Here is an 11,404-nt window from a genome sequence, read left to right as displayed (position 1 = left end):
ACATGCTCAGGCTCTACGGCTTTTCCAAGGTCAACGCCGACGCGCGAGGCCACACCCGCGACCTGCGTGTGCTGTGGGCACTCGAAGAGATGCAACTGCCCTTCGAGATCGCCGGCATGGACCACCCGGCACATGACCTGAACACCGATGCCTATCGCCGGCTCAGCCCCTTCGAGCAGATCCCCGCCATCGACGACGACGGGCTGGTGCTGTCGGAATCTGCCGCCATCCTTGTCCACCTGGCAAAGAAGTCAGGCCAGCTGATTCCTGCCGGTGGCACCGCCGAGGCTCAGGTGCTGCGCTGGTGTTTTGCCGCGATGAACACGGTCGAGCCGCCGATGCTCGCTTTGATGGTGCTCGACTGGACAGCGGACGGCAGCTGCGGCAAGCACCGCGAGTTCCTGATGGGCTGGGTGCACCGGGTGTTGACGAGCCTCGAACGCTGGCTCGCCGGCCGCGAGTTCGTCGCGACCGAGGCATTCACCATCGCCGACATCCTGATGGCGCATGTGCTCGTTTCGGGCATCAAGGACCAGGCATTGATGGCACCCTATGCGGGCCTCGCGGTCTATCGGGACCGCTGCCTGGCCCGGCCCGCCTGGAAGCGGACCCAGGAGGCCTACTTCGCGCGGGTTGAGGCGGGGTAGAACCGCCGCCGGCAACGCTTGGGACCCGGCAACCTCGCTTGCGCCGGCATGATGGCTGACACTCCGCTTGAACCCGCTCGCCCAGGCGTGCGGCTCGGCCTCAACGCCACATATCAACCAGAGACACCCACTTGCGCCTCCAGTCCGTGCCCCTCCATGCTCGTGCCATTGCACTCACCGCGTCCATGCTGGCAAGCAGCGCCCTGGCGCAAACGCCCGCGGCGCATGGCACCACGCAGAAGAACGACCCCTTCGTCGCCCAGGCCGAAGCTGCCTATGTGAGCCATTTGGCGGCCGAGAAGGCGGGTGACGTGGCTCTCTACAAGCAGACCCGGGCCAAGGGCGCCATCGATGAGACGGTGGCCAACCTGCGCCAGCGCGGGGCCTCCGAAAAGGACTTGTCCGCCGCCCTGAAGCGCGGGGCGCCGTACTCCACGTCGCTGGACGGCTACCGCTTCCTCAAGGCCGACGGCGTGGGTGGCGCGGGGCGGCTGTTCTATCGCAAGGATTGGAAGAACGGCGACATGGAGATGGTGGACTTCCTGGGCTACGTCACCCGCTGGGAGGACGGTCGCTGGAAGGTGGACTGCGTCATCAACGCCACCGGTACCAAGCTGGGCATGGGCTCGGCCGGCAAGCTGCAGGAGCGCACGGTGGACGAGGTGACCGAGCATCGGTGCCTGGCGTTGAAGTGAGGCTGGGTCAGTCGGTGGATCGGCTGCTTCGCAGGGTGCTGCCGCTCATCGCCATCGATCGAACGCACGCTGACCGACAACAAGCGGTCGCTGACCTCACGACGAATGGCGCTGGCGCATCGGCGCCACCGAAGGCATCCAGACGGCGGCGCTGTTGGCGTTGACGGACCTGCGCACGCGCCGTGAAAGCGGCTCGCCCATGCCGCGACTGCTGCGTACGGCACTGTGGCCGCAATGGGAGCGCGGGCCGGCGAACGGCGGCTGGCATGCCGGCTGTCGCCATGATTCGTCCAAAGAAGCTTTGCACTGCTGACTGGCGGTATCGCCACCGTCCTGCTCGTTCGGGCCGCCCAGGGCGGCCTGGCCTGACGCCTTCAAGAAGCGACTGAGCGCGGGCCCAGGCGACTGCGAATCGCTTGCCCGTGCCTGTCACGCGCGTAGAACCTGAGCGGCCCGCTCAACTTCCATACAAACGTCACAGAGCCCGACCACGCCACTCGCAGTTTGCACTGCCAGACAAATAACCGGGTCCTGCCGGGCAATCGGTGAACGACGTAGATCCCTATGCTCCCTACGGAAACAACCGCTTGATTGACCGATGCGGCCAGCCGATTCCCGCCTGAGCCAGTGTCTTGCCAGTCAAGTGACATCCGAGGAGGTTTCGTGAGCGTAAGAAGAGCTTTCTTGAATCCCGGCGGCTTGTCGAGGCTCGTGCGGGGCGCTCCTCCTGCGGCGGCCTTCCGCCAGATGCCTTATGTCACGTCGGCACCTCAATCACAGCAAGGGTCCCAGCAATGACTGCACAGATAACTGCCGTTGGTGATGCGAACTTCGAGACCGAAGTGGCGCGCAGTGAGATTCCCGTCCTGATCGACTTCTGGGCCCCATGGTGCGGTCCCTGCATGGCCCTCATGCCGACGCTTGAGGCCTTGGCGCCGATGTACGACGGCAGCCTGAAGATCGTCAAGGTCAACATCGACGAATGTCCTGAACTGGCTGAGAAGTTCAACATTCAAGGTATCCCCTACCTTGTCCTGGCCAAAGGTGGCGAGGTCACGGCCACGTTGCATGATCGCAGCCGCACCCGCCTGGCCAGCGAACTCGATGCGCTCCTTGATCGGGACGGCGAGGCATGAGCGGCGCCACGCATTACTGCGCATTCCAGGGCGATGCGGCACGCAAGGCTGACATTGTCGGCCGGGTTCGCGCCAAGTGGACACAGGGGCAGGCCTTTCCGCTGTCCTATCTGAAATGGCGAACGGATGGCGGGATGGTCTCGCTGTCGGGCACGTTGGCTGAAACGCAGGTTCCGGAACAGTTCATTGAGCGCACCGGCTTGCCGGTCGAGCTGGCGACCTTGTGCGAAGGGCTGGCCCATGCTGGCGTCGAGTTCATCGAGGACAAGAGCGCGCCCTTCGGCCTTGCCATGCAAGGTAGCGAGGCCATCCTGCCGTTTGCCATGGAGTGGTTGGATGCCATTCCGGTCGGTGCGGATCTGCTGGATGTCGTGCCGCGCTTCATGCACGGCTTTCTTGTCAGCGTTCTGGCGCCCGAGTTCGTCATGGCTGCCCACGTGTCCCCGGCCGCGCGCGCTTGTGCCGAGCGCATCTGCGGCCAGTGGGAGCGCGAGATGAGCGGCATGCAAGTCATGCCCAAGGAATGGCGGAGCTTGCGAGCCGATGCGCTGCGAGCCTCCGAGGAAAGCAGCGATCCTTGGAGTTACGGCTTGTCTGAACTGGTCGAGTCCCTGGCATGGCCGGCACGCGGGCTGGCGCCTGAATTCGTGCCGATCTTCCAGATCTTCATGAAGGAGTTGCGTCAGTTTCTTGTCGCTCCTTTCCTTTCCAGTGAGGACCGGGACCTTCTGACGCAGTCGCTGGTCGGCGTTCGCCAACTGCTCCGCGCCCAGCGCGATCCTGAGTTGTCGCAATTGCCCACCGAAACGCTGCTGGACCGTGATCCGCAGACCAAGCATGCGGTGATCGGGTTCATGAAAGCAGAAGTGCAAGCTCGCTTCAATGCGGCCAAGCCGCAAGCGCAGTCGCAGTCGGACAGTGTGCTGCGTCAGCAGATGGACAGCCTGCTCAGGCTGATTGAGGCCGCCGAACAGACTCAAGCGAGCGCGAAATGACAGCTCGCATGGCAGCAGGTGCAAAGCATGACTGACGTCGCCATCACAGACCCTTCTGCAGTCGATGCAGTGAAGACCGAGATGCCTCAGGAAAGTGCGGGCAAGTCCTTCCGGGCCGACCTTCGGTATTGCGCGTCGCTTGTCGCGCAATACGTCAAGGCCGACCCGCTGATGGGCGTGCTGCTGATCGCCTACCAGTTCGCCCACAGCGGGCTGGCGATGTCCTTCTTCCTGAAGATGCAGCTGGCCTTTGCGGACATCGTCAACGCGCTCGCCGCGAAGAATGCCGAAGTCATTCCGGGCATCATCACCAAGATCCTGATTTTCGGCGCCGTGACCACGATCCTGGCTGCCATTGGCACCTGGTCGCGCCTGTCACTGCGCATGCGCATGCGCCGCGTGTTGACCACCGCGCTGCTCGACCGATGGATGGACGGCAACCGCTTCTTCCACCTGGAGCGGCGTGCGCAACTCGACTATCCCGAGCAGCGCATCCAGGAAGACATCTACCAGTTTGTCGACAAGCTGACCCTGATCGGCGTGTCCATCCTGGCCTCGCTGTTCGGCGTGTTTCTCTACACGGGCCAGCTGTGGCGGCTTTCGCCGCCGGTGGTTATGCCCGCGATCGGGATGACGGAGCCCATCCCTGGCCTGTTGGTCTATCTCGCCTTTGGCTTTGCAGTGGCGATGACCGTGCTGGTGCATTGGGTGGGCGCACTGCTGACGCGAGCCGAGGTTGTTCGCCAGCGGCTTGAAGCGCAGTTCCGTTCGGAGATGCACGCTGTCCGGGAAAACGGTGAATCGATCGCGTTCGTCCGCGCGGCGCCTCTTGAGCGTCGACGGCTGGCCGACACCTTCCTGCTGATCGTGATGAATTGGCGCACGTACACCGTCGCCAACATGCGGATCGCGATTGCGACCGGGCTTCCCGACATTCTGTTGATGCTGATGCCCTATTTGCTATGCATTCCGTTCGTGCTCGACGGGCGCATGCAGATTGGCGACATCCAAATCGTGTCGGCCTCGTTCAGCCAGGTCTACAACGGCATTGGCGCGTTCATCACGCAGTATGCCGAGATCGCGACCTGGCGCTCATCCATCGCGCGTCTGCGCTTGCTGAACGAGGCGCTGTCGCAGCAGTCCTTCAGCAGCGGCATCGCGATCAACGAAAAGCCTGCGCCGCATATCGCCGCCCATGATCTGAACATCACCTTCCCGGATGGCAAGCCGATGGTGGTTCTTGGCGAACTGGAGATCGCCGCAGGATCGCGCGTGTTGGTGCAGGGCACTTCGGGCGCCGGCAAGAGCACGCTGCTGCGCAGCATCGCCGGGTTGTGGCCCTACGGCAGCGGGTCTGTCGATCTTCCCGCCAACGCGTCGGTCGCTTTCCTGCCCCAGCGTAACTACATGCCCAACGGCTCGATTGCCAGCCTGATGGCCTATCCGCATGGGCCGGATCACTACAGCGACGAGCAATACATCGAGCTCCTGAATGCGCTGGGCCTGCAGCGCTTCATTCCGCATTTGCACGCCTATCAGCCGTGGAGCCGCATCCTGTCGCCCGGTGAGCAACAGCGTATTGCGGCAGCGCGCGCCATCCTGGGCCAGCCTGACTTTCTCTTCATCGACGAAGGCACCAGCGCCCTCGATGCCGAGTCGGAAGCGAAGGTCTACCAAACGATCGTCGAGCATTTGCCCATGGCGGCCCTCATCTCCGTGGCTCACCGTGAAAGCGTCGCGGCCTTTCACCAGCAGCTTCTCAGGATCGAACAAGGCAGGGCTAGCGCCTCGCCAATCAATTAACCCTTGTCAGAGGATGAAGCAGATGAGATTTGTCGTTAAAGGCGCCCGTCTTCGGACGCTGATGGGATTGAGCAATCTGGCCATGGGGATGGCTCTGTGCGGCACGGCGCATGCTCAGGATCAGGCCAGCACAGCCAAGGCCAAGGCCGAGATCGATGGGCGCGCCGTCGACGAAGTCATGCCCACGATTCTGGTACGCGGCAAGCGCACGCTCAACGTGGACATCCGCCGCGACCGCGATGACATCCAGCCCTATGTGGTGTTCGATGCGGAACAGATCGCCAAAAGCGGGGCGCGGAGCATCGAGGATTTTCTGCAGACCTATCTGCCGATGAATGCGCAGCAGAATACGAGCTCGCAGCTGGGTCCGCAGGTGTCGCCGAATGGACGCATCGACCTGCGCGGCCTGGGCTCGGACCAGACGCTGATCCTGGTTGACGGGCGCCGTCTGCCCAGTATCTCGACGGGCGATTCCTTCAAGCAGGCCAACCTCAACGGCATTTCGATATCGCAGATCGAGCGCATCGAGATCCTGCCGGCGACGGCGAGCGGCATCTATGGGGGCGGCGCCACGGGTGGCGTGATCAACATCATCCTGAAGCGGGACTATGCCGGGATCGACGTCGACGCCAGCTACGGTAATGCACTCGATGGGACGGTGAACCAATACCGGTTCGGTGTCAGTGGCGGTTTCTCGCTGGAAGACGGGAAAACTCGTGTGCTGTTCTCGGCCTCGCACGCCGATGGCGGCGTGTTGCTGTCATCGCAGCGCGGCTTCGCCCGTCGGGGTGCGCAACAGCAGCTGCGCAACGATCCGACCGATCCCAGCATCTTGCTCGGGGGCGCCAACATCTGTTCTACCGAGGACGGCTTTACCTGCTCCACTTTGCCCTTGCAGCTCAAGAGCGGTGCGTCGCTGGCTTCGGCGTTCACCAGTGTTCCCGGCAAGTACACCGGCGCGGCCGGCGATGGCGGCGCGGCGCTGGCGGACAAGGCGGGCCAGCTGCAGTTCGACAGGGCTGCGGTTCCCATCTGGTCTGTGCCCGACACCACGACGTTCAGCTTCAATGCCCGCCGCGAGTTCGCGAGCGGCATTGAAGCCTATGTGGACTTCGCGCAGGACCATTCCAGGAATGCCCTGTCGATGCCGACGCAGCTCCTGCAGTACGCGCCGGCCAGCGCCGCGGTGAATCCCTTCCAGCAGGATGTGCTCTCCTACCTCACCGTGCCCAGTGGGCTGGTGCAGAGTCAGACGCTCAGGAACACCCGCGTCTACGCTGGCGTCATCGCGCGCCTGCCTTACCAGTGGAGCGCGGTGCTGGACTACGGCTGGCTGCGCAGCACCTCTTCCAGCGCCAACAGCACCGTCCTCGGCGCTGCGTCGCCGGACGCCGACGACATCCTCCAGGGCGCGGTGTTCCGCGATCTTGCCGCCTCGCCTCTCAGCAATCCGGACTCGCTGTTCACGCTCTTCAAGCAGAACGGCGACATGGGCAACACGCTGAAGACTCTGTCGTTGCGGCTGAGCGGCCCCGTCGTGGAGCTCCCAGGCGGCAAGCTGACCGCCACGGCGCTCCTGGAACGACGCAAAGAAACCAGCGACGATTCCCTCAACACCAGCAACGTGGGAGGTACGAACACCTTCTACTGGACGCCCGAAGCACGCCGCAAGGTTGATGCGCAATATGTGGAGCTGCGCGCACCACTGATCTCGGCCCGCAACGACGTGCCTTTCGTGAACCTGCTGGAGTTGATGGCCTCGGTTCGCCACGACGGCTACCGGACGGAGTTCTCGGGCTCTTCAATCGAGGTCGACAGCGCCACCGGGCCGTTCGCGCCCCAGACGCCTTCGGTCAACAGCTTCGGCTCGACCAGCCACACGCTGGGATTGCGCTATGCACCGACGCGCGATATCACGCTGCGCGCCAGCCGCGGCACGGGCTTCCTGCCGCCCGACCTCGGCCAGATCCGCGGTGCGCCACCGGCCCTGTTCCCGTCCTTCCTGATCTCCCTGCTGGACCTGCGCGATCCGAAGCTGGGCAACGCGCTCATTCCCGGGCCGCTGACCGTGCTGGCCGACGGCAACCCGTCGCTTAGGCCGGAAAAATCGAAGAGCACCTCGATGGGCTTGATCCTGACTCCGCGCATCGTGCCAGGGCTGCGACTGTCGGTGGACTACACCGACATTCACAAGACCGATGAGGTCAGCAAGCTGCCGCTGAACTTTTTTGTCGACAACGAAGCCGCGTTCCCGGGGCGCGTCGTCCGCGAGCCAGGTTCCGGCGGGCAGCCGGGCGCCATCACGCAGATTGACTCGACGTTGTTCAATATGGCCAGCACTCGGCTTCGGGCCTTCGATTTCCAGGCGGAGTACGCCACCAGCAGCGAAACCCTGGGGCAGTGGCGCTTCCATGCCGCAGCAACCCATACGAAGGAGTTGAGCCGCAGTGTGCTGGCGGGTGCTCCGGCGGTGGATCGTGCCGGCTTCTCCGACGGCCCGCTGAAGTGGCGCGCCAACATCGGGGTGGACTGGAGCCAGAACGCCTGGAGCGCGGGCTGGAACGCCCAGTACTACGACAGCTACCGGGCCTGCCAGTCCACCCTGTCGGCCTTCTCCTGCAGCCAGTGGGAGACATGGCAGGGCGCAAGCAAGGTGCCGAGCCATATGTATCACGACGTTTACGTGAGCTATGACTTCTATGCTGGCGCCCTGCGCGGCACTGATGTCAGCTTTGGCGTGAACAACGTGTTCAACAACCAGGGCTCGACGATCAGCAGCGCCATTGCCTATAGCGTGGGCCCGACGTCCTATCTTGATCCGCGTCTGCGTCGCTACACGCTGACGCTGCGCAAGCACTTCTGACCCACCGCGGCGGCACCCGCGTCTGCCACGGGGTAGCGCGGGCCCCGTTTCACGCTCTGCTCGTGAGCTACTCAGGCCTTGCGGCCGGTAATGATCTCGGCACGGTTGCCCGCCACCATCGTCTTGGCCGTGACGCCGAACCGCGCCCGGAACAAACGCGAGAAGTGGGACAGGCTTGAGAAGCCCACCTCATAGGCCACTTGCGAAATGCGGTCACGGGTGCGAATGAGCTGGTACTGTGCAGAGACCAGTCGGGTTTCCGTGACCAACGCGCTGAAGCTGGTGCCATGGGCCGCACAGGTGTTGTAGATCGTGCGGACCGAGCACTTGAGGTTTTTGGCAGCATCTGCGGCCGAGAGGCCGCGTTGCTCCAGATTCTGGGCGATGAACCACAGGACTTCTCCCATGCGCCCGCGTGCCCGCGGCATGACGCTTTCAGCCTTGGTGCCAGCGGCCAACGCCGTGCGCAGGAGGTCTGCCAGCATCGTCAGTGCCTGGGGAATGGTCAGCGTGTCGCCCTCGTCGAGATCAAGGATCAGCTGCGCCAAGTCGGCAATGATCGGGGCGGCGAAGTATTCCTTGCTGATGTAGAGGTCGGGCAGCATCTGGTACCCATCCAGGAAGCGCTGCATCGCCCACCAGCCTGGCGAGGTGATGACCAACATGTCCACCTTGCCGGACCCGGCCAGGGCCATGGGTTGCCACCCGCAGGCCACAAAGATGTCGCCAGCCATCAGCCTGCGCTGATGTCCATGCTGGGCTACCGTCAGTTTTCCGGAGCGTAGGAAGATGATGTGCGTGCTGAAGCCCCGGCCGTCTGCGGCCGCGCCGCCTTCGGTGGAACAGGCGAAGGCGCCCGCGGCGATGTGGTGCACAGTGGCGATGTCACGCGAAACGCTGCTGATGCGCCAGCCCTCGCCCTCGCGAGAACCGCGAGAGGTGTCGTTGAAGACGGCTGCAACGAGCGAAGGCGTCACTGACATACGTTCCGTGATCGGTCAGGCTGCTCGCCGGACCCTAGCTGGACATAGCCGGATTACACGACCAGCGACGCGGCGTCATCAACCACCTTTTGCTGGAGCACGGTCCGCCAGGTGGCAAGCTTGGCGTTGACGCGAGCCCGCCTTGCGAGGGCTCGCACCCTGAGCGCCTGGGCGACCGGATTAGCGACCCAGCGCCTGTTTACCTCTTCCATGAACGCTTCGTAGTTGAAGTCGTCATCGCTGCTCTTATCGCTCGTGGTGGCGATTATCTCTTCATTGATGCGGTCCATAGTGGACTTGAAGAACGCGGCTTCGGCCTCGGTGAACTGATCCTCGTCGGCCGCGTCTGCCTCTGCGGACAGCTGCGACGTCCAGGCCAGCATCGCATCCTGAACCGCGCCGGGCGCCTGTTCAAGATCCCAGGCCAACGACAGCACCAGGTCAATCACCTTCTCGGGGGCTGAGGGTTCCCGATGCGCCTGTGCCAGCCTGGCGCGGGCCGCGCGCCAGGCCTGCTTGTCGACCGGGGTGGTCATGGACTGGCGCACGAGGGCGATGACCGCTTCGCAAGCCTCGCGGACCGGGCCTGCCTCGACGCTCTGGGCGCGACCATAGACCGGGTCCGTCCAGGCCAGCAGCACCGCGCGGCGAGCGAGGTTGCCCGTCTCGGCGCCGACCGGAATGGCATCCAGCAGGGCGTCATAGAACGCGGGGGCTTCATCGCCCTCGCCAAAGGCGCCCAGCGCGGGCAACAGCCGGGCCAGCGCCGGGTGCAGGCCATAGTCCTGCGAGATCGGCGTCAGATCGCCCTCCATCGACGCCTGGGTCAGCCACGCGGTGTACACCGACCCCTTGGCGCGGATATCGGCCCTCAGGGCCTGCTTGGTGGCTTCGTTGCCAAAGGCGCGGTAGGCAATCACTGGCTGCCTCCGGCATAGGGTTCGAGCACCGATGCCAGCTTGCCGCGCGAGGCCTGGCCCATGAAGCGCTCCACCTGCTCGCGATGCTTGATCAGGATGAAAGTCGGCACGCTCCGCACGCCGTAGGCCTCGGCGAGCTTGGGCTCTTGTTCGATATCCACCTTGACGAAGGCGATCTCGCCCTCGAACTCGCGCGCCGCGTCCTCAAGAGCGGGTACCGAGGCCTTGCACGGGCCGCACCAGGCGGCATGGAAATCAATCAGAACCGGAATCGACGAGTCGAGCACATCGGCCTCGAAGCGGTCGGTGGTGGTGATTTTGAGAAGGGACATGGGTTGATCCTTTGTGCAGTGGCGCCGCTCGCTAGTGGCGGCCGGTACGAGGAGTTATTGCGGCTGGCTGGCGCCAGGCCGGGTATCGATGAGAAAGCGCTCGGCCTCCAGGGCCGCCATGCAGCCCATGCCGGCCGACACCACCGCCTGACGGAAGTGCTTGTCCTGCACGTCGCCGGCGGCAAACACGCCGGCGACGCTGGTGGCGGTCGAGCCGGGTGTCACCAGCAGATAGCCATCCTCGTCCATCGCCAGCTGACCCTTGAACAGGCTGGTGGCGGGATCGTGGCCGATGGCCACAAACAAGCCGTCCAGGGGGAGGGTGGAGCTCTCGCCGCTCAGGTGGTGGTTCAGGCGCAGTCCGGTGACCTTCTTGCCGTCGCCAAGCACCTCGGCCACTTCCGTGTTCCAGATCGGCTTGATCTTCTCGTTGGCCAACAAACGGGCCTGGTTGGTCTTGTCGGCGCGCAGGCTGTCGCGGCGATGGATCAGGTAAACCTCGCTGGCAAAGTTGGCCAGGTGCAACGCGTCCTCGACCGCGGTATTGCCGCCGCCTACCACCGCTACCACGCGCTTGCGGAAGAAGTAGCCGTCGCAGGTCGCACAGGCCGAAACGCCCTTGCCACGATAGAGGCGTTCGCTGTCCAGCCCGAGCCAGCGCGCATTGGCGCCGGTGGCGATCACCAGGCTGTCGGCGGTGTAGCGCGCGCCGCCATCGCCCACGACTACGAAGGGGCGCAGGGACAGGTCGACCTCGACGATGTAGTCATTGATGACCTCGGTGCCCAGATGCCGCGCGTGGTCGCCCATGCGGGTCATCAGTTCGGGGCCTTGCACGCTCGTGTCGCCGGGCCAGTTCTCCACCTCGGTCGTGATGGTCAGCTGCCCGCCGGGCTGCAGGCCCTCGATCAGCATCGGCTCCAGCGCGCTGCGCGAGGCGTAGATCGCCGCCGTGTAGCCCGCCGGCCCCGAGCCGATAATCAGGAGCTTGCTGTGGCGCTGTGCCGGTGTTTGTGTCTTTGCCCGCATG

10 protein-coding genes are annotated in these 11,404 nt (G+C 64.3%); 6 read left to right on the top strand and 4 right to left on the bottom strand.

All coding sequences use genetic code 11. The features are described 5' to 3' along the window. Nucleotides 1–2 precede the first annotated feature (2 nt). The 6 genes from ACXJKJ_RS16520 to ACXJKJ_RS16495 all read left to right on the top strand — a co-directional run bounded on the left by ACXJKJ_RS16520 (nucleotide 3) and on the right by ACXJKJ_RS16495 (nucleotide 8,139). Complete coding sequence (locus ACXJKJ_RS16520) at nucleotides 3–647, top strand: glutathione S-transferase family protein (protein ID WP_457391073.1); 645 nt, start codon at nucleotides 3–5, stop codon at nucleotides 645–647. A gap of 146 nt (nucleotides 648–793) precedes the next feature. Next, complete coding sequence (locus ACXJKJ_RS16515; protein ID WP_457391071.1) at nucleotides 794–1,342, top strand: hypothetical protein; 549 nt, start codon at nucleotides 794–796, stop codon at nucleotides 1,340–1,342. Nucleotides 1,343–2,136: 794 nt separating this feature from the next. Further along, nucleotides 2,137–2,478 (top strand): thioredoxin family protein, encoded by a 342-nt coding sequence (locus ACXJKJ_RS16510; protein ID WP_457391070.1) that lies wholly within the window; start codon nucleotides 2,137–2,139, stop codon nucleotides 2,476–2,478. Continuing rightward, a complete protein-coding gene (locus ACXJKJ_RS16505; RefSeq protein ID WP_457391068.1) occupies nucleotides 2,475–3,473 on the top strand; it encodes a hypothetical protein in 999 nt (332 codons plus the stop codon). The genes ACXJKJ_RS16510 and ACXJKJ_RS16505 overlap by 4 nt, the downstream gene beginning before the upstream one ends. Nucleotides 3,474–3,500: 27 nt before the next feature. Next, complete coding sequence (locus ACXJKJ_RS16500; RefSeq protein WP_457391066.1) at nucleotides 3,501–5,276, top strand: ABC transporter ATP-binding protein/permease; 1,776 nt, start codon at nucleotides 3,501–3,503, stop codon at nucleotides 5,274–5,276. Nucleotides 5,277–5,298: 22 nt separating this feature from the next. Next, complete coding sequence (locus ACXJKJ_RS16495; RefSeq protein WP_457391065.1) at nucleotides 5,299–8,139, top strand: TonB-dependent receptor domain-containing protein; 2,841 nt, start codon at nucleotides 5,299–5,301, stop codon at nucleotides 8,137–8,139. Between the two features lie 71 nt (nucleotides 8,140–8,210). On the opposite strand, the gene ACXJKJ_RS16490 is transcribed toward ACXJKJ_RS16495, so the two are convergent. Genes ACXJKJ_RS16490 through trxB form a run of 4 tightly spaced genes read right to left on the bottom strand, consistent with a single transcriptional unit; the run spans nucleotide 8,211 to nucleotide 11,403 of the window. Beyond that, nucleotides 8,211–9,116, bottom strand: a complete 906-nt coding sequence (locus ACXJKJ_RS16490) for a helix-turn-helix domain-containing protein (RefSeq protein ID WP_457391063.1) — start codon at nucleotides 9,114–9,116, stop codon at nucleotides 8,211–8,213. 59 nt (nucleotides 9,117–9,175) lie between these two features. Continuing rightward, nucleotides 9,176–10,042 (bottom strand): hypothetical protein, encoded by an 867-nt coding sequence (locus tag ACXJKJ_RS16485; RefSeq protein WP_457391061.1) that lies wholly within the window; start codon nucleotides 10,040–10,042, stop codon nucleotides 9,176–9,178. After that, a complete protein-coding gene (trxA, locus tag ACXJKJ_RS16480) occupies nucleotides 10,039–10,374 on the bottom strand; it encodes a thioredoxin (protein ID WP_457391059.1) in 336 nt (111 codons plus the stop codon). The genes ACXJKJ_RS16485 and trxA overlap by 4 nt, the downstream gene beginning before the upstream one ends. 54 nt (nucleotides 10,375–10,428) lie before the next feature. Further along, complete coding sequence (gene trxB, locus ACXJKJ_RS16475) at nucleotides 10,429–11,403, bottom strand: thioredoxin-disulfide reductase (protein ID WP_457391058.1); 975 nt, start codon at nucleotides 11,401–11,403, stop codon at nucleotides 10,429–10,431. Nucleotide 11,404 lies beyond the last annotated feature (1 nt).

It is taken from the genome of Roseateles sp. P5_E1, from assembly GCF_054049335.1.
The sequence above is the reverse complement of the archived record's forward strand: the minus strand, read 5'-3'. Positions and strand labels throughout refer to the sequence as shown.

Excerpts from the sequence above, each read along its gene's own strand:
- ACXJKJ_RS16520 (WP_457391073.1), top strand. The coding sequence starts at position 3 with ATGCTCAGGCTCTACGGCTTTTCCAAGGTCAACGCCGACGCGCGAGGC.
- ACXJKJ_RS16510 (WP_457391070.1), top strand. The coding sequence starts at position 2,137 with ATGACTGCACAGATAACTGCCGTTGGTGATGCGAACTTCGAGACCGAA.
- ACXJKJ_RS16505 (WP_457391068.1), top strand. The coding sequence starts at position 2,475 with ATGAGCGGCGCCACGCATTACTGCGCATTCCAGGGCGATGCGGCACGC.
- ACXJKJ_RS16500 (WP_457391066.1), top strand. The coding sequence starts at position 3,501 with ATGACTGACGTCGCCATCACAGACCCTTCTGCAGTCGATGCAGTGAAG.
- ACXJKJ_RS16495 (WP_457391065.1), top strand. The coding sequence starts at position 5,299 with ATGAGATTTGTCGTTAAAGGCGCCCGTCTTCGGACGCTGATGGGATTG.
- trxA (WP_457391059.1), bottom strand. The coding sequence starts at position 10,374 with ATGTCCCTTCTCAAAATCACCACCACCGACCGCTTCGAGGCCGATGTG.
- trxB (WP_457391058.1), bottom strand. The coding sequence starts at position 11,403 with ATGCGGGCAAAGACACAAACACCGGCACAGCGCCACAGCAAGCTCCTG.